We start from the raw sequence: 18,776 nt of genomic DNA, 5'->3' as shown, positions 1-18,776 counted from the left end.
AAGAGCATGGAAACGACGCTGGAACGTCCCACCATCGCCGACTGGCGCACTTATCCACAGACCGCTGCGCTGACCTCGTTGCGCCCGCAGACCAACCGCCTCGACCTGGTATGGGACGACGGCCGCGTCAGTCCCTTCCATCACCAGTGGCTGCGCGACAACTGCCCGTGCGGCGAATGCGTCTACGCGGTCACCCGTGAGCAGGTGCTGGAGATCATCGACGTGCCCGCCGATCTTGCGCCCGAACGGGCCGCCATCGAACTGGGCTATCTGTGTGTGCACTGGAGCGATGGCCACCGCAGTCAGTACGACCCGGGCTGGCTGCGCGCCCACGCCTACGACGATGAGTCCCGCGCCGAACGCCTCGCTGCGCACCAGACCACCCGCGTCTGGCGCCGCGACTTCGAGGTGCCGGAATTCCAGCACGACCAGTTGATGGATGACGACTCGGCACTGCTGGAATGGATGCTCGCCCTGCGCGACCTCGGCCTCAGCCGCGTGGATGGCGTGCCCACCGCGCCCGGCTCCCTGCACCGCATCGCCCAGCGCATCGCCTTCATCCGCGAGACCAATTTCGGTGTGCTGTTCGATGTGAAGTCCAAGGCCGCGGCCGCCGACAGCAACGCCTACACCGCATTCAACCTGCCGCTGCACACCGACCTGCCGACCCGCGAACTGCAACCGGGGCTGCAATTCCTGCATTGCCTGGTGAACAACGCCGACGGCGGCGACAGCGTCTTCGTCGACGGCTTCGCCATCGCCCAGGCACTGCGCGACGAAGCGCCGGAAGACTTCCGCACGCTCTGCGAGATGCCCATCGAATTCCGCAACAAGGACCGCCGCAGCGACTACCGCTGCCTGGCGCCGGTGATCGCCCTGGACGCGCGGGGCGAGATCAGCGAGATCCGCATCGCCAACTTCCTGCGCGGCCCCTTCGACGCCCCGGCCGAGCGCATGGATGCGCTGTATCACGCCTGGCGGGCCTTCCTCACGCTCACCCGTGACCCGCGCTTCCGTCTGCAACAGAAGCTGCGCGCCGGGCAGATGTGGTGCTTCGACAACCGCCGCACCCTGCACGCCCGCACCGCCTTCGACCCGGCCAGCGGCGAACGGCACCTGCAGGGCTGCTACATCGACCGCGGCGAACTGCTGTCACGCATCCTGGTGCTGCAGCGCGAGCGGTGAAGCGGCGCAAGCCGGACAAAAAAATCCCCTGCGGCGCCCGACGCGCGGCAGGGGACAAATCGAGCCGGTTCGGGCTCTCAGTGTGCGAGGCCCCGCAGCTGGCGCCGGTGCCGGCTGCGGGGTATGGAAGCCAGTCTGCGCGTCGCGTCGCCGCCTCGGTTAGCCGAAAACGACCTGCGCTTGCCCGCCGCGGACATTCCGTCGGACAGATGCTTGCCGCGCCCCGCCGGGCTTACCAGAATCGATGCAGACCCCTGCCGCTCCCAAGGAGACCCGCGATGATGCACGCCGACCTGATCGACCAGGACGATTTCCGCGAACGCCTGCAAGCGCTGGGTTTCGCCGTGCCGCCGGGCATCACCGCCGAGCAGGCCTGCGAATACGCCGTGCGCGGCCTGACCCCGGAGCGCTCGCTGGCGCTGCGCCGCCTGGTGGAGGAAATGCTCGCGGGGAATGCGACCCTGCTGCCCGCCGTGCGCGAGGCGATCTCCCGGCAATTGCTGCCGGCGCTGGTACCCAAAGTGTGACAATCAGGCGCACAGGCAAGCTTCGTTTGTGCGCGGCATCTCCCAGAAAATGGGAAATGGCTTACAGTTCGTCGGGGTAATGGCCTAAGGGCATCATGTATCAAATATGATCCAATTCGTCTTTTTTGATGAGCTGGCCGCCTGGCCAGAAGACAGGGATCGTAAGGATGCATGCTCTCTACCGTGGCTGGATGCCCGTCCTGGCATTCTGCTGTGCCTCGGCAAGCTTTGCCGCGCCACTCCCCTCACCGGGTGACAACGACCTTCAGCGCCAGCGCCAGAAACAATTGCTGCGCGAACAGCAGAAGCGCCTGGAAGAGCTCAAGCAGCTCCCCGGCAAGGCACCGACCGAGGCGCCGCCGACCACCGCGCCGGACACCCGTTGCTTCACTGTCCGCAGCATCAGCCTCGAAGGCGCCGAGCACCTCGACGCGCGTTCGCGCGAAGCGCTGCTGGCGCCGTACCAGGGTCAATGCCTGGGCGTGAACCAGCTCAACGAGCTGCTCAAGGGCATCACCGACCACTACCTCTCGCGCGGCTTCGTCACCACCCGCGCCTACCTGCCGCAGCAGGACCTCTCCAGTGGCGAGCTGAAGATCATCGTGGTCGAGGGCCGCCTCGAGGGCTTCGACCAGTCCGAGCTGGCCAGCGAACGCGAGCTGGCCATGACCTTCCCCGGCACCACCGGCGAAGTCCTCAACCTGCGTGACCTGGAACAGCTGGTCGACCAGATCAACCGCCTGCCCTCGCGCCAGGCGCAGATGGAACTGGTGCCGGGCAAGGAAGTGGGCGGCAGCCGCGTGCAGCTCAAGGGTGAGCGCAGCAAACCCTGGCGCGTCTCCGCCAGCCGCGACAACAACGGCGACGCGACCTCCGGCGAACAGCAGGCCGGCGTCGGCCTCGACTGGGACAGCCCGCTGGGCCTGGCCGACCAGTTCGGCCTGCGCTACGGCGAGGACGTGGTCAGCGACCACTGGAAGCACTCCGACAACCAGAGCCTGTGGTACAGCGTTCCCTACGGCTGGTGGACCTTCAACTACAGCTACAGCCGCAACTACTACCGCACCCGCAACGAAGACGCCGGCTTCGCCTTCAAGTACGACGGCGACAACGAGACCCACCAGCTGGGCGCCGAGCGCGTGCTGCACCGCGACGACGTGAGCAAGACCGGGGTGAACTTCGGCCTCAGCCACCAGCGCACGCGCAACTACATCGACGACACCCTGCTCGACGTCTCCAGCACCCACCTCAGCGAATTCAACCTGGGCTTCAACCATGGCCGGCGCATCGGCAGCGCCTTCGTCAACGCCGACATCGGCTGGCAGCGCGGCATCGGTGCCTTCGGCGCGCAGGATGACGAGCATGGCGCCCCGCACGGCAGCCCCACTGCCCGCTACAACAAATACAGCCTGACCCTGAGCTACCTGCAGCCGTTCACGCTGTGGGAGCAAGCCTTCAGCTTCGAAAGCCTCGCCACCGGCCAGCACAGCGAAGACGTGCTCTACAGCCCGCAGCGCATCAGCCTGGGCGGCCTCAGCTCGATCCGCGGCTTCAAGGACCAGACCCTCTCCGGCGACTCCGGCTACTACTGGCGCAACCAGCTGCGCTGGCGCCGCGCCGTGACCTGGGAGCCGCTGCTGCCCTGGGTGCAGGAGTACGGCGTGGCCTACGCCTACGACTTCGGCGCCATCGAGCACGGCCAATACAACCCGGGCCTCTCCGGACGCATGAGCGGCCACGGCCTGGAGTTCAGTGCGCGCGGGCAGTACGCCGCCGCCTCCGTGACCCTGGCGCGCTCCCTGGAGCGCCCGGACATCATCGAGCGACGCGAGCACCCGGTGTATTTCCGCGTCGACCTCTTCTTCTGAACCGATTCGCTCTTTAGCTAGTAGCTGGCATCTGCCGGCACTTGGGAGATTCCCACATGGACGTACGCCACCCGTTGTACCAGGCCATTGCCAGCGTGCTTGCCGGCATCCTGATCCTCAACCCCATCGTCGCGGCAGCGGCCGAGCTGGCGGTGGACGCGGCAGCCGGTGGCAATACGCACCTGGGCGCGGCGGGCAATGGCGTGCCCGTGGTGAACATCGCCACGCCCAACGGCGCGGGGCTCTCCCACAACAAGTTCAGCGACTACAACGTCGGGCAGAACGGCCTGATCCTCAACAACGCCACCGGCAAGACCCAGTCCACCCAGCTGGGCGGGATCATCGTCGGCAACCCGAACCTCAAGGGCGGCGCGGCCAACAAGATCCTCAACGAAGTCACCGGGGCCAACCCCTCGCAACTGCGCGGCTATACCGAAGTGGCCGGGCAGGCCGCCCACGTCATCGTCGCCAACCCCCACGGAATCACGTGCAACGGTTGCGGTTTCATCAATACCCCGCGCGCCACCCTGACCACCGGCAAGCCGCTGATGGATGGCGAGCGCCTGCGTGGCTACGACGTCGACGGCGGCGAGATCAGCGTCGAAGGCGCCGGCCTGAATGCCAGCAACCTCGACCAGTTCGAGCTGATCACCCGCAGCGCCAAGCTCAACGCCGACCTCTACGCGCAGCAACTCGCCGTGGTGACCGGCCGCAACCAGGTGGACGCCGAGACCCTCGCCGCCACCGCCAAGGCCGACGACGGCAGCGCCAAGCCGCAACTGGCCATCGACAGCTCCGCGCTGGGCGGCATGTACGCCGGCGCCATCCGCCTGGTGGGCACCGAGCAGGGCGTGGGCGTAAAACTCGCCGGCAACATGGCCGCCAGCGGCGGCGACATTCAGATCGACGCCAACGGCCAGCTGACCCTGGCCCGCACCAGCGCCGCCGGCAACCTGCGCGCCAAGGCCAGCGACATTGCCGTCACCGGCCCGGCCTACGCCAGCGGCGTCGCCGAGCTGAACGCCAGCGGCCAGTTGAGCAACAGCCAGAGCCTCGCGGCCGGCCAGCGTGTCGCGCTCACCGCCGCACAGGTCAGCAACAGCGGCGTCGTCGAAGCCGGCGTCAACCCGGATAACAGCCGCAACGCCCAGGGCGACGTGGCGATCACCGCGCAGACCCTGCGCAACAGCGGCAGCGTGGTTGCCAGCCGCAACCTGGACGCCAACGCCAGCGGCACCCTGGACAACCAGGGCGGCGCGTTCAAGGGCGCCACCACCCGCGTCAGCGCTGCCAGCCTGGACAACCGCCAGGGCCGCCTGCTCGCCAGCGATCAACTGACGCTCAACGCCGCGCGCCTGGACAACCGCAACGGCCAGGCCGTCGCCAACCGCCTGCAAGTCAGCGGCGGCGCGCTGGACAACCGCCTCGGCCTGTTCTCCGCCGAGCAATCGCTGGACTTCACCCTCGACAGCCTCGACAACAGCGGCAAGGGCACTCTGGTCAGCAACGGCACTCTGCAGGCCCGCGTCCAGCACAAGCTCGACAACCAGGCCGATGGCCTGCTCTCGGCCAAGGGCGCGCTCGGTGTGCAGGCCGGCAACCTCGACAACCGTGGCGGGCTGGTGGTCGGCGATGCCGGTGTGACCCTTTCCGGGGCCAGCCTGAACAACAGCGCACTGGGCGTGATCAGCAGCCTGGGCGACCTGAAGCTCGACGTCGGCCAGCTGGACAACAGCCAGGGCGGCGCCCTCGACAGCGGCGCGGCACTGCGCCTGACGGCCAGCCAGGTGAACAACGCCCAGGGCAGCGTGAATGCCAAGGGCGACCTGCAGGCCAAGGCCGACAGCTTCAGCCAGCAGGGCGGCGAACTGCTCGCCCAGGGCGCGCTGAACCTCGACGCCGGGCTGCTCGACAACCGCAACGGCGGCCTCATCGCCGCCAACAACGGCGTCAGCGTCAAAGGCACCGACCTGCTCAACCAGGGCGGCGAAATCTCCAGCCGCGCCAAGGTCGCTGTGCAGGCTGCCAGTCTGGACAACGGCGCCGGCAAGGTCATCGGCGACGCCGGCCTCGACCTGCAGGTGCAGCGCATCGCCAACCGCGCCGGCACCCTGGCCGGCCGCGACGGCCTGAGCATCACCGGGCAGAGCCTGGACAACAGCCAGGGCGGCCGGGTGAACAGCCAGAACAGCCTCTGGCTGCAACTGGCCGGCGCGCTCGACAACAGTGGTAACGGCGCCCTGCTCAGCCAGGGCAGCCTGACCCTCAACGCCGGCAGCCTCGACAACCGTGGGGGCGCGGTCTCCAGTGCCGGCCTGCTGTTCTCTCGCCTGGCCGGTGCGCTCGACAACCGCGGCGGCAAGCTGCTCAGCGACGGCAGCATCGACCTCGCCGGCGCCGACCTGAACAACGCCGGCGGCATCCTCAGCGCTGCCGGCGATATCCGCCTGCAAGGCGCAAAGCTCGACAACAGCCAGCAGGGCCGCATCGTCACCGACGCCGCCATCCACCTCGCCACCGCCCAGCTGGACAACAGCCAGGGCGGCAGCCTCTCCGCGCGCGGCGTCATCGACGGCCGCATCGCTGGCCTCGACCAGCACGGCGGCGGCCAGCTGATCGGCCAGGGCGGCGTCGACCTCGACCTCCAGGGCGGCGCCCTGAACAACGCCGGCGGCCTGCTCGGCAGCCCCGGCCAGTTGGCGCTGCGCAACGTCGCCAGCCTCGACAACCGGGGCGGCGAAATCTCCAGCGACCGCGCCTTTGTCCTCACCACCGGGGCCTTGCTCAACCAGGGCGGCAAGATTCTCTCCGGCGACCGCCTGACCCTCACCAGCGGCGCACTGAACAACAGCAACGCCGGGGTGCTCTCCGGCAGCAACGGCCTCAGCGTCAACGCCGCCAGCCTCGACAACAGCCAGGGCGGCACCCTCGCCAGCCGCAGTGACATGCTCGTTCGCAGCCAGGGCGCGCTGGACAACCACGGCGACGGCGCACTGGTCGCCAGCGGCAAGCTCGATGTTGGCAGCGCCAGCCTGAACAACCAGGGCGGCCTGCTGTCCGCCACCGGCGATCTGCTGCTGGCCACCGGCACCACCGACAACCGCGACGGCCGCCTGCTCGCCCAGGGCCGTCTCGACGCCAGCACCGCCGACCTCGACAACCGCGATGGCGTAATCAGCGGTGCGCAGGGCCTCGACCTCGGCGCCGGCAACGTCCTCAACGGCGCCAGCGCTGCCGGCAAACCCGGTGGCCTGATCACCAGCCAGGGCGCGCTGACCCTGCGCGGCGGCAAGCTCGAATCCACCGGTGGCGGGGAAATCTCCGCCAAGGGCGACCTGCACCTGATCGTCGCCCAGCTGATCCAGCGCCAGGCCGCGCTGATCGGCGAAGGCAAGGTCACCCTCGACCTGGGCAACGGCGCCCTGCGCGGCGACTTCGACAACCGTGGCGGCCTGCTCAGCGCCACCGGCGCCCTGCAGATCAACGGCCTGCGCAACCTCGACAACCGTGGCGGGGAAATCTCCGCCAGCCAGGGCTTCGCGCTCACGGCCAGCGGCCAGCTCGACAACGGCGACAGCGGCCGGATCATCAGCGCCGGCCAGCTCGAACTGAACGCCGGCGCCCTGCGCAACGTAAGCCAAGGCCTGCTCTCCGGCTGGCAAGGCCTGGTGGTCAACGCCGCCAGCCTGGACAACAGCAGCAGCGGCACGCTCTCCAGCCGCGATGGCGCGCTGACGCTGACGGTCAGCGGCGCGCTTGATAACCACGGCGCCGGCGCGCTGGTCAGCAAGGGCAACCTCGGCCTTGGCGCCGGCAGCCTGAACAACGCCGGCGGCATCGTTTCCACCCAGGGCGGGCTCGGCCTGACCGTGGGTGGCGACGTGGACAACAGCAACGGCGGCCTGCTCAGCGCCCAGGGCAGCCTGACCGGTAGTGCCAAGGCTGTGGATAACCGCGCCGGGCAGATCAGCGCCGCCCGTGTCGACTACGACGCCAGCAGCCTGAACAACAGCGGCGGCAGCCTGGTCAGCCAGGGCGCGCTGCGCCTGGGCCTGCTCGGCGCCCTGCTGAACAACGGCGCCGGCTCGAAAATCGCCAGCGGCGGCCCGCTCAACCTGAGCGTCGGCAGCCTGGAAAACCGTGGCGGCCAGCTCGCCAGCCAGGGCCTGCTCAAGGTCCTCGCCGGGCGCTTCGACAACAGCGCTGGCGGCACCGTGGCCGCGCAGGACGACCTGACCCTGCAACTCACCGCCGAACTGCTCAACGGCCAGGATGGCCTGGTCTTCAGCAAGGCCGGCCAGCTCAACCTCAGCGCCGCCAGCATCGCCAACGGCGGCGGCACCCTGCAGGGCCAGGGTGATACCACCCTCAAGGCCACCGGCGCCCTCGGCAACCAGAACGGCCGCATCATCAGCCAGACCGGCCAGCTCGACCTGGGCAGCGCCAGCCTCGAAAACAGCGGCGGCGGCGTCATCAATGCCGCCAACGGCAACCTCAAGCTGGTCACCGGCACCTTCAGCAACAACGCCGGCACCACCCAGGCCAAGGGCCTCGACATCACCGCCACGGGCGGCATCGACAACCGCGCCGGCCACCTCTCGGCGGTCAGCGGCGACAACCGCATCAGCACCACCGACCTGAACAACCAGGGCGGCGGCCTCTACGCCGGCAGCCTGCTCTACCTGCGCGGCAACCAGTTGCTCAACGACGGTGCAGCACTTGGCCAAGGCGGCAAGATCGGCGCCGGCAACCTCGACGCCAGCCTCGGCGGCGCGCTGAATAACCAGTTCGGCCTGATCGAAAGCAGCGGCAACCTGACCCTCGGCGCGGCCAGCATCAACAACGTGGTGGGCGCCATTCGCGCTCTCGGCCAGACGCCCGTCAGCCTGCTGCGCGCAGCCAGCCCCAGCCAGATGAAGATCGTCAGCGGCGGCCTGCTCAACAACAACCTCGGCCGCATCGAAGGCGCCACCCAGGACCTGATCCTGCAGACCGGCGCCCTGCAGAACGGCGGCGGCAACGTGCTGCACGTCGGCACCGGCACCTTTGGCGTCGACCTCGCCCAGGCCGGCCAGGCCGGCGGCAACTTCACCTCCAACGGCAGCCTCACCTACCAGGCCGCCAGCTGGACCAACAACGCCATCATCCAGGCGCGCAACCTGAACCTGGACATCGGCCAGCTCGACCAGGGGCAGTACGGCCAGCTGCTGGCCGCGCAGAGCCTCATCGGCCGCGGCGGCAACTGGGCCAACGCCGGCCTGATCGCCAGCGATGGCAGCCTCGACATCCAGCTGGGCGGCACCTACAGCGGTGCGGGGCGCACCACCAGCGTCGGCAGCTTCAACCTCGGCGCCGACGTGATCGACCTGACCGGCAGCCTTGCCGGCGGCCAGGGCGTCACCCTGAACGCCAATACCCTGAACAACCGTGGCCGCATCACCGCCGGTGGCAACCTCAGCGCCAGCGCCGGCACCCTCAACAACTACGGCACCCTCGGCGGCGCCGGCGACGTGCGCCTCAGCGCCTGGAACCTGCGCAACGACGGCGAGCCAAACGGCGCGCTGATCTTCAGCGGCGGCGATATGCAGCTGCGCGCGCAGAACTTCACCAACCGCTACGCCAACGTCTACAGCCTAGGCAGCCTCGACTTCGCCGCCGACGACAACGGCGGCCGCGCCGCCAGCCTGGACAACCTCTCCGCCACCCTCGAAAGCCAGGGCGACATGCGCTTGAATGTCGGCGCGCTGAACAACGAGCGTGTGGTGCTGGTGGTCAACAACTCCGGCAAGTACACCGCGCAGATCATCGAAGTCAGCTGCTACAAGTACTTCAACGACGGCAACGCCGACTGCAGCGGCGGCAAGGAAAACCAGGTCTGGGAAGTCACCGAGCGCGACAAGCTCGAAGTGCTCCAGGCCAGCGCCGCGTCTTCCATCAGCGCCGGCGGCAACTTGAACCTGCTGGGCGACTCGATCAACAACGCCAGCAGCGTCATCAGCGCCGGGCAGAACCTCTACGCCAATGTCGCCAGCCTGAGCAACGAAGGTGTCGTCACCGGCGAGACCGAAACCCTGCGCGTGCTGCGCTCCGAACGTACCCGCGACCACGCCAGCCGCAGCAACGAAGCCAAGGCCTTCACCGACCAGTACTGGGTCGACAGCCCCAACTACGTCAACGACCCGGCCGCCATGGCTACCGCCTTGAGCCACTTCATCGCCCGTACCGAAAAGGAATACCCGCAGTACGGCTCGACCACCCAGCTCAACAGCGGCGACCAGAGCTACGCCGGCATCATCCAGGCCGCCGGCAACGTCAGCATCACCGCCACCAGCGAGATCAACAACAGCGTCATCCGCAACAACTACACCTTCGTCAATCCGGGTCAGAAGACCGGCGACACCGCCATCGGCGCCAGCCCGGTCGCCACCGTGGTGCCGATCAACTCGCAATTGCCGCCCGACCTTGCCCAGCAGCAGGTCAACCCCATCACCCTGCCGGGCTTCAGCCTGCCCACCGGCAGCAACGGCCTGTTCCGCCTGAGCGGCGAGCAGGGCAGCGGCGGCGCGGCCGGTAGCGTGCAGGGCGGCGGTGAGCTCGCCTTCAACGGCCAGAACCTCGGCACCGGCCAGCGCGAACAGGCGCTGGGCGGCGCTGTCGGCGGGGCCGACAACGTCGCCCTGGGTGGCGGCGCGTCTACCGCCAATGCCACCTCCGGCAACGGATTCGACATCCCCCGCGTGCAGGGCCTGCCCAGCAGCGCTACCCCGAGCAACAGCCACAAGTACCTGATCGAGACCAACCCCGAACTGACCAGCCTGAAGAGCTTCCTCAGCTCCGACTACCTGCTCGGCCAGCTCGGCTACGACCCGGACAAGTCGCAGAAGCGCCTCGGCGACGGCCTCTACGAACAGCGTCTGATCCAGCAGGCGGTGGCCGCCCGCACCGGCCAGCGCTTCATCGACGGCATGGCCAGCGACGAAGCCCTGTTCCGCTACCTGATGGACAACGCCATCGCCTACAAGGACAGCCTGCAGCTCTCCGTCGGCGTCGGCCTCTCCGCCGAACAGGTCGCGGCCCTGACCCACGACATCGTCTGGCTCGAAGAAGCCGAGGTGAATGGAGAGAAGGTCCTCGTCCCGGTGCTCTACCTCGCCCAGGCGGAAAACCGCCTCGGCCCCACCGGCGCGCTGATCCAGGGCCAGGACGTCAGCCTCATCAGCGGCGGCGAGCTCAACAACGCCGGCACCCTGCGCGCCAGCAACAACCTCAGCGCCAGTGCCAGCAACCTGAGCAACAGCGGGCTGATCCAGGCCGGCAACCGCCTCGACCTGCTCGCCGACGACAGCATCCGCAACGCCGCCGGCGGCATCATCGCCGGGCGCGATGTCAGCCTCACCGCACTGACCGGCGATGTGATCAACGAACGCAGCGTCACCCGCATCGACAGCGCGCAGAGCGCCAACCGCACCTGGACCACCAGCTTCGCCGACAGCGCCGCCCGCATCGAGGCCGCCAACAGCCTCGACATCAGCGCCGGCCGTGACGTCAGCAACCTCGGTGGCGTGCTGCAGAGCCGTGGCGACCTGTTCATCGGCGCCGACCGCGACGTCAACATCGCCTCGGTGGAAGTCACCAACGGCCAGCTCAACGGCCGCCGCTACTACAGCGAAAACACCACCCAGCTGGGCGCTGAAGCCAGCGCCGGGCGCGACCTCGACATCAGCGCCGGGCGCGACCTCAACGCCGTCGCCAGCCGCCTCGACGCAGCACGCGACGCGGCCCTGAGCGCCGGCCGCGACGTCACCCTCGCCTCGGCGGCGGATGAGAGCCATAGCTATAGCAACACGCGCAAGATCAGCAGCCAGAAGGACCACGTCGAACAGCAGGGTACCGAGCTGACCGCCGGCGGCGACGTCAGCATTGCCGCCGGGCAGGACCTGGCGCTCAAGGCCAGCAGCGTCAGCGCCTCGGGCGAGGCTTACCTCTATGCCTCTCGCGATGTCAGCCTGGTCTCCGAGCAGGACAGCGACTACAGCTACTACCGCAAGACCAAGACCAGCAGCTCCGGGCTTTCCAGCAGCACCAAGACCCGCGTCGACAGCAGCAGTAGCACCACCCAGGCCGGCTCCCTGGTCAGTGCCGACAAGATCGCCATCCGCGCCGGCCAGGACATCGCCGTGCAAGGCAGCGACGTCGCCTCCACCAACGGCACCAGCCTGTTGGCCGGGCGCAACGTGCTCATCGATGGCGCTACCGAAAGCTTCGAGACCAGCCACGCCGAGTCGAAGAAGAAATCCGGCCTCATGAGCAGCGGCGGGATCGGTGTGACCCTCGGCTCCAGCAGCCTGAAGACCACCCAGGACGACCACACCGAACAGACCCGCGGCAGCACCATCGGCAGCGTGCTCGGCAACGTCGATATCCAGGCCGGCAAGGACCTCACCATCCGTGGCTCCGACCTCGTCGCCGGCAAGGACATCAACCTCATCGGGCAGAACGTCAGCATCCTCGAGGCGCAGAACCGCAACCGCAGCGAGGAAACCCGCGAGCAGAAGAAAAGCGGCCTGACCCTGGCCCTGTCCGGCAGTGTCGGCAGCGCGGTCAATACCGCCTACCAGTCGTCCAAGGAAGCACGCCATGAAGACGACAGCCGTCTCGCTGCGCTCAAGGGCATCCAGGCTGGCCTGACTGGTTACCAGGCCTGGCAGGCGGCGGAGCAGGGTGGCATGACCACCGACAATGCCGGCAACTTCGTCGGCATCGCCATCTCCCTCGGTTCGCAGCAATCCAAATCGAAAACCGTTCAAGAGCAGAGCATCGGCCAGGGCAGCACCCTGACCGCCGGCAACAACCTCAACATCCTCGCCACCGGCGCGGGCAAGGTCGGTGAAGACGGCGACATCCGCATCCAGGGCAGCCAGCTCAAGGCCGGCCAGGACGTCATGCTGGCCGCCAACCGTGACCTCATTCTCGAGGCCGCCTCCAACACCCAGAAACTCGACGGCAAGAACAGCAGCAGCGGCGGCAACGTCGGCGTCAGCATCGGCTTCGGCAGCGGAGGCGGTGGGCTGAGTGTCTTCGCCAACGGCAACAAGGGCACCGGCTTCGAACACGGCAACGGCACCACCTGGACCGAAACCACCGTCGATGCCGGCCGCCAGGTCACCCTCGTCAGCGGCCGCGATACCAGCCTCATCGGTGCCCAGGTCAGTGGCGAGCAGATCACCGCCAAGGTCGGCCGCGACCTCACCCTGCGCAGCCTGCAGGACACTGACGAGTACAAGTCCGAGCAGAAGAATGTCAGCGGCGGCGTCAGTGTCGCCATCATCGGCTCCGGCGGCAGCGCCAGCCTCTCGGTCGACAAGAGCAAGATCCACTCCAACTACGACAGCGTGCAGGAGCAGACCGGGCTCTACGCCGGCAAGGGTGGCTACGACATTGACGTGGGCAAACACACCCAGCTCGACGGTGCCGTCATCTCCAGCACCGCCAACGCCGACAAGAACCGCCTGAGCACCGACACCCTCGGTTGGCGCGACATCCGCAACGAGGCCGACTTCAAGACCCAGCAGCAGGGTGCCACCGCCAGTAGCGGCGGGAATGAAGGCGGCAACTTCCTGGGCAATGCGCCCAACGGCATGGTCACCGCCTACACCCATAGCGACAGCGACAGCGGTACCACCCGTTCGGCCATCAGCGCCGGCACGATCGACATCCGCAATGGCGAAGCCCAGCAGCAGGATGTCGCCAGCCTGAGCCGCGATGTCGAGCACGCCAACGGAAGCATCAGCCCCATCTTCGACAAGGAGAAGGAACAGCGCCGCCTGCAGGAAGTGCAGCTGATCGCGCAGATCGGCAGCCAGTCGATGGACATCATCCGCACCAATGGGGAGATCAAGGCGACCAAGGCAGGGCAGGAAGAACTGGACGAGAAGGGCACACCGCGTCCGGGCGCTAATGCAACTGCCAAAGAGATCCAGGACTACAACGATGCCTTGGCCAATACCAAGGCCTACCAGGATGTGATGCGTGAGTACGGCACGGGCAGCAACTACCAGAAGGCCGCCCAGGCCGTCACGGCAGCACTGCAATACCTGGCCGGTGGTGATATCGGCGGGGCCGTGGCGGGAGCCTCAGCGCCCTATGTGGCAACGCTGATCAAGCAGCAAACCGGCAACAACGACACTGCCCGCATCATGGCCCAGGCGGTGCTTGGCGCCATTGTGGCGAACGCCCAAGGCAACTCCGGCGTGGCCGGTGCAGCGGGTGCTGCGACGGGTGAGCTGATTGCAACCACGGTATACCCCAACAAGAAACCCGAAGACCTGACGGAGAGTGAACGGCAGATCGTCTCGGCCCTCTCCACCCTCGCAGCGGGGATGGCGGGTGGACTGGCGACAGGGGATAGCGCTGGGGTTGTGGCGGCGGCCGGGGCGGGTAAGACGGCGGTTGAGAATAACTACCTTTATCTCGGTGAAATGAAGGAGCGTGAGCGCCGCTTAGCTGCTGCTGAGACAGAAGAAGAGCGTAAGCAGATTCGAGATGAATATCGCGATCTTTCTCGGGAGCGAGATCAGGAAATCTCTTCCCTATGCACTAGCGATCCGACTCGTTGTGCAGCGATCAAGCAACAACTGGCTGACGAATCACAAGCTGCGTGGGACTACAACCGGGAAGTCAGGAAGGAAAAAGCGGCCAACGCCCTCTTAATGTGGGGAGATATCCAAGGTAATGAAGAAGCTCGCTTTGCGCTTGGCCGAGAACTCATAATTCAAGGCGGAGACAGCACTGACGCATTTCTAAATGACTTCTCCGAGGCGATAGCGCAATCTGCTGCTGGTGCCGGTGGCCGTGGGGGAATGAGCGCGGTCATAGGTGGTTTGGCTGTCAAGCAAGGGATGACAGCTTCCGCTGCAGGGGCAGCGGCAACTGACGCAAGCTCGGTCTTCAGCCAGCAGAGAAGCTTCTGGTCGAAGGAGCCCGTTCAGTTCAATGGCAATAAGGTTTATCAACGAGATGATTTGTTTGATCCGAGTCTTATGAGTAGCTGGCGTGATGGCGGGAAGGTTGTAAGCGGAACAAATATTGAACGTATGGCTAGTGGTCGAGCGCCAATAGGCGTAGACGGAAAGTCAGTAAATTTACACCATACTACACAAACTCAGACTGGACCTATTGCTGAAATGACGCAAACTTTCCATCAACAAAATAGCTCTGTTATTCATATTAATCCCAATACTATCCCGTCCGGGATCGATCGTGCTGCATTCGATAAATGGAAAGCTCAATATTGGGAGCAGAGAGCTGCTGGCTATGGTGGTGTCCAATGAGTAAAATCGGCTTTCGTGAAGTTGAAGAGTTGGTGGATTTGCATCGAGGAATAGTTAATTTCGGTGATGAAGGTAGCTCGGTGGGTGATGATTGGGTGGAGAAGGCAGAGCAGGTGCTGGGCGCGGTCTTTGCCGATTCGTATAAATGGTTTTTAAAGAGATATGCTGGTGGGGAAGTTGGCGGTGAAGAAATCTATAGCCTTTACGGAATGGATTTCGATACAGTAAATGGTGGGGATATTGTTTTTCAGCACTTGGTGGGGCTGAAAAACAATACAGTGGATAATTCAAGGTTAGTTATAAGTGAGACGGATTTGGGAGAGGTGTTCTTTTTTGATTTGAACTCCTATGAGGGAGGGGAGTATTCGATAAAAGTCAGAATTCCTTCCGGTGAGTTTCTAAACTATGCAGGTAACTTCTATGAGTTTCTCTGCAAGAGGATATTAGCTCATATTTGATGTTTTTATCCTGTTGTCTGTCCCGTCCAAGTGTCCAAACGAAAAGGGGGCAGATTTATTTTTCTAATCTAAAACTGTCTGGCGAGTCGGGATTAGAGTAAAGAAAATAAATCTGTCCCCTTTTTCCTTGTGAGCCCAGTGCCTGGTATTTTGGGGGCGATTATTGGTAACTCTTTTTCTGAAGCAGCTAATAGCGTGGCGTTGAATAATGCTAATAGGAAAGACTAAAATGCGGCGTCTACTGCTTCTGGTTTTTTTGTTCGCCATCATTTTTTTTACAATGCTTTTGGGGCTTTCGTTTATATGTTTTGTGAATACGGTTGAGTACGATGGTGGAGTTAGGTTTAGTTATTCTTATTCTGCCTTTGTTTATGCTGTAAAAGCTAGCTTGGGGGGGGCTTTGCCGACTTCATTAGGGTTGTGGTTGTATATTTTTTTTTTGGGTAAAAAATAAAGAATAGGAGCGAACAGGGCGGCATATTTTTACTCTCAAACGAAAAGGGGATAGATTTATTTTTCTACTCTAAAACTGGCTGGCGAGCCAGGGCTCGAATACAGAAAATAAATCTGCCCACCTTTCTGAATAAAAAATGAATAGTGCAAAGATTCTTCAGTTGGCTTTTATGCTTGTTAAGTGGGTGCTTGTATGTAGTGGGGCACTTTTCCTAGCGTCGACAGTTTCAATAGGATTTGTCATGCATTTAAGGGGGCAGGATTTCGACCTGTGGAATGTGATGGAGTCTGCTGCCGAGAGTGCTTTGAGAGGGGGAGGGATAATGACCTTCTTTCTAGGAGTTGTTTTTGCAGTAAATTACTTTAAGTCTGGAAGGGGTTGAGAAAAAAGAAAAGTAACAAAAGGGGGCGGAGTGGGGTGTTCGCTGGTTAAATTTCGCGTGGCAGGAGTTTCAAATGAAGCCTGATGGATTGCTTAATGAATACATGTCGTCGTTGGTTTCTGGTATTCGATTTGTTCTTCTTATGATCGTTTCCGGCCTGATTGCCGGTAAGCTGGAAAGATTCTTTGATTTCAAGAATCCCATTGCATTTTTTTTGATATTATTTCCTGTTTATTTTGCTCTTGAAGGGCTTCTGAGTCCATTTAAACGCCGTAGCAAGAAAAAGGCAAAAGAGATACAGCGCGGCGGATATGATTAAGTGCTGGTTGAGGGTTAAGAGGCGAAAGGTTTTTTCTAATCAAAACGAAACCTAAGTCAGCGCTAGAGAAAAGGGAGAGCCTTTCCTATTTTTCTCTTCTCATTTTGATTGGAGGTTTACTGAGTGATGCTTACAAAGAATCTGTGCTTGCTAGCTATTGGTTCAGCGCTACTGACAGGCTGTATGACGCTGTCCGGTTATTATCAGTTGACGGCCTACGATACAAATGGCGAAGTAGTGATGGGAGATAGGAAGAATATTGCTGAAGGTTCAGGGATATATACTGTCCGAAATGCCTTGTGCGGAATTCCTTCTGTGGCGACCGTTGTTGTTCGAGATAACAACACGGGCGATGAATTGAAAGGCGAAAGTCCTTATCGGTGCCGTTGAAGGGCAAGCGGTGACAGTTTTTATTCCCATGATATGTGACGCACAGCGGCGGTGTTGGAACAACCTGATAACCAGGAAGAAGGAAATTTATTCATGTTGTTGTCGATCAAGGTCTTGAACGGGAAAGCATTGGCAATCCTTGCTGTTGCTCTGCTGGTAACACTGGTTCAGGGCTGCAGCTATGAAAAGATGAATGTAAGAAATGACGCGGAGGCTGCAAAATATGACCCTGCCTCCACAGCACGCGTCCGCTTCTTCTCTTCGCCAGAATACTACTCATCCTATCAGCCTGGAGCGGCTTGTGAGGATTTCCATCCCGGCAAGGCCACCGACAAGAAAACCTATCTGCGAGTGTATGAAAACAAGGAGTCTTACATATTGTGGCGGGACACCGATCTGCGTGGCATGAAGGCGGAAGACTATAGAAATAAGGTCATTGGAATGCCGACTTCCAAGACCACAGAAGCACTCAAAAGCGATCGACTGGGGTACGACGAAGTCGTGATCCCGGTGGGAAAGCCCTCGGTCTTGTCGATCAACTATTCGATGCATAGCCAGGAAGGTAGTGCGTCATGCTATCCATCGCCGGTATCCCTCAACCCCGAGGCCGGGAAGGACTATGAGGTGAAATTTGTGTTCGAGAAGCCACAGTTTCTGGTGACGACCTGCAAATTGACCGTCAGTGAGTTAAGTGGTGTTGGTTCGCCGCAAGATGTTCGGGAAGTCAAAACTGACCTTTGTGTAAAAAATGAACATTACGACTACGAAACGGTGCGCAAATAATCCGGGAGAAAGCGGAGCTCGTGCAGTTCAAGCCGCGTCTGCTGGTCTGCTGAGGTTAGCTCCAGCGCGGTGAGTGCTTCATCGCTCTGCGCCTGGTCCAGTGCCTCGTGACCTAGACTGGCCCTTTTCTCCAGAGGAGAGCCGTCATGACTACAGCCACTCCCTTCCTCATGTTCCAGGGCGGCGTCGCGCAGGCGGCGCTTGATTTGTATCTCGCTACTTTTCCCAACTCCCGCGTGGTGCACGTGGAGCGCTATGGCGCCGGTGAGCCGGGGCCGGAGGGGACGATCAAGGTGGCGCGGTTCGAGGTGTGCGGGCAGGCATTCCTGTGTTCGGACAGCCCGGTGAAGCATGACTTCGATTTCACGCCGTCCAGTTCGATCTTCGTGGAGTTCGAGTCGGGGGAGGTGCTGGAGCGCATCTTCGCGGTGCTGGCGGAGGGTGGGCGCGTGTATATGCCGTTGGGCGACTACGGCTTCAGCCCGCGCTTTGGCTGGGTGAGCGACAGGTTCGGGGTGTCGTGGCAGCTGAGTCTGGTGCGCTGAGGGGCAACCTGCAGGAGCGCCCCATGGGCGCGGTCGCGGGCATGGCCCGCTCCTGCAACGGCTCCGTGGCTCGATAGCCTGGGTGGGGCGAATAACGCCTGAGGCGTTATCCGCCGTCCTGGCGGATAACCCGTTCCGGGTTATGCGCCCTACGCGTCTGTCGGCGGGTTCCTGAGACGGCATTCACCGGGTTAGGCAATTCCCTGAAGGGCGCGGGTTTCTGCTCCGGTCAACGCGGGAGTTTCCCTACACTGCGCCGGCGTTGCGGTCCTACAAGCCCTCTGCGTAGCGTTCCTGGCACCACGTTTCGGCGTGGTCAGGTGTGGAAACCTGCTCGGAACTTGTGAACGCCATAGCAGAGATAATTCCGTCCATAACTGGGCGGGATCAGCTCTGGCTGTCTATGGCGGACCGTGTGAGGCGGACTTCGGTCCGGCCGGTCTTCGTTCGCAAGTTCTCCGGTTTTCCACCCTTGCACGGTCCGCCTCCCATTTCGGATGTTTCGGGCGGCGGCTTCCTGTCTTGAGCAAGGAGC

Annotated in this window: 8 protein-coding genes; all 8 read left to right on the top strand. The window is 63.3% G+C overall.

What is annotated here, in order from left to right; translation table 11 throughout:
- Positions 1-6 precede the first annotated feature (6 nt).
- The 8 genes from IB261_RS30200 to IB261_RS30165 all read left to right on the top strand — a co-directional run bounded on the left by IB261_RS30200 (position 7) and on the right by IB261_RS30165 (position 18,241).
- Complete coding sequence (locus IB261_RS30200) at positions 7-1,185, top strand: gamma-butyrobetaine dioxygenase (protein WP_192383514.1); 1,179 nt, start codon at positions 7-9, stop codon at positions 1,183-1,185.
- Between the two features lie 278 nt (positions 1,186-1,463).
- The gene (locus tag IB261_RS30195; protein WP_081519030.1) at positions 1,464-1,712 is read left to right on the top strand and encodes a hypothetical protein; all 249 of its coding nucleotides are present in this window, start codon (positions 1,464-1,466) and stop codon (positions 1,710-1,712) included.
- A gap of 167 nt (positions 1,713-1,879) precedes the next feature.
- A complete protein-coding gene (locus IB261_RS30190) occupies positions 1,880-3,580 on the top strand; it encodes a ShlB/FhaC/HecB family hemolysin secretion/activation protein (protein ID WP_225606158.1) in 1,701 nt (566 codons plus the stop codon).
- Between the two features lie 56 nt (positions 3,581-3,636).
- Positions 3,637-14,910: a hemagglutinin repeat-containing protein gene (locus IB261_RS30185; protein WP_192383515.1), complete on the top strand. Its 11,274-nt coding sequence runs from the start codon at positions 3,637-3,639 to the stop codon at positions 14,908-14,910.
- Complete coding sequence (locus IB261_RS30180; RefSeq protein ID WP_192383516.1) at positions 14,907-15,368, top strand: SMI1/KNR4 family protein; 462 nt, start codon at positions 14,907-14,909, stop codon at positions 15,366-15,368. The genes IB261_RS30185 and IB261_RS30180 overlap by 4 nt, the downstream gene beginning before the upstream one ends.
- Before the next feature lie 909 nt (positions 15,369-16,277).
- Positions 16,278-16,523, top strand: coding sequence for a hypothetical protein (locus IB261_RS30175; protein WP_192383517.1), 246 nt, complete (start codon positions 16,278-16,280; stop codon positions 16,521-16,523).
- Between the two features lie 483 nt (positions 16,524-17,006).
- Positions 17,007-17,696, top strand: coding sequence for a hypothetical protein (locus IB261_RS30170; RefSeq protein WP_192383518.1), 690 nt, complete (start codon positions 17,007-17,009; stop codon positions 17,694-17,696).
- Between the two features lie 146 nt (positions 17,697-17,842).
- The gene (locus IB261_RS30165; RefSeq protein WP_151188804.1) at positions 17,843-18,241 is read left to right on the top strand and encodes a VOC family protein; all 399 of its coding nucleotides are present in this window, start codon (positions 17,843-17,845) and stop codon (positions 18,239-18,241) included.
- The last annotated feature ends 535 nt before the right edge of the window (positions 18,242-18,776 follow it).

It is taken from the genome of Pseudomonas sp. PDM20 (assembly GCF_014852575.3).
Lineage (GTDB): Bacteria > Pseudomonadota > Gammaproteobacteria > Pseudomonadales > Pseudomonadaceae > Pseudomonas.
The sequence above is the reverse complement of the archived record's forward strand: the minus strand, read 5'-3'. Positions and strand labels throughout refer to the sequence as shown.

Bases quoted from the DNA above. Each gene is read 5' to 3' on its own strand.
- IB261_RS30200 (WP_192383514.1), top strand. From the start codon at position 7: ATGGAAACGACGCTGGAACGTCCCACCATCGCCGACTGGCGCACTTAT.
- IB261_RS30195 (WP_081519030.1), top strand. From the start codon at position 1,464: ATGATGCACGCCGACCTGATCGACCAGGACGATTTCCGCGAACGCCTG.
- IB261_RS30190 (WP_225606158.1), top strand. From the start codon at position 1,880: ATGCATGCTCTCTACCGTGGCTGGATGCCCGTCCTGGCATTCTGCTGT.
- IB261_RS30185 (WP_192383515.1), top strand. From the start codon at position 3,637: ATGGACGTACGCCACCCGTTGTACCAGGCCATTGCCAGCGTGCTTGCC.
- IB261_RS30180 (WP_192383516.1), top strand. From the start codon at position 14,907: ATGAGTAAAATCGGCTTTCGTGAAGTTGAAGAGTTGGTGGATTTGCAT.
- IB261_RS30175 (WP_192383517.1), top strand. From the start codon at position 16,278: ATGAAGCCTGATGGATTGCTTAATGAATACATGTCGTCGTTGGTTTCT.
- IB261_RS30170 (WP_192383518.1), top strand. From the start codon at position 17,007: ATGTTGTTGTCGATCAAGGTCTTGAACGGGAAAGCATTGGCAATCCTT.
- IB261_RS30165 (WP_151188804.1), top strand. From the start codon at position 17,843: ATGACTACAGCCACTCCCTTCCTCATGTTCCAGGGCGGCGTCGCGCAG.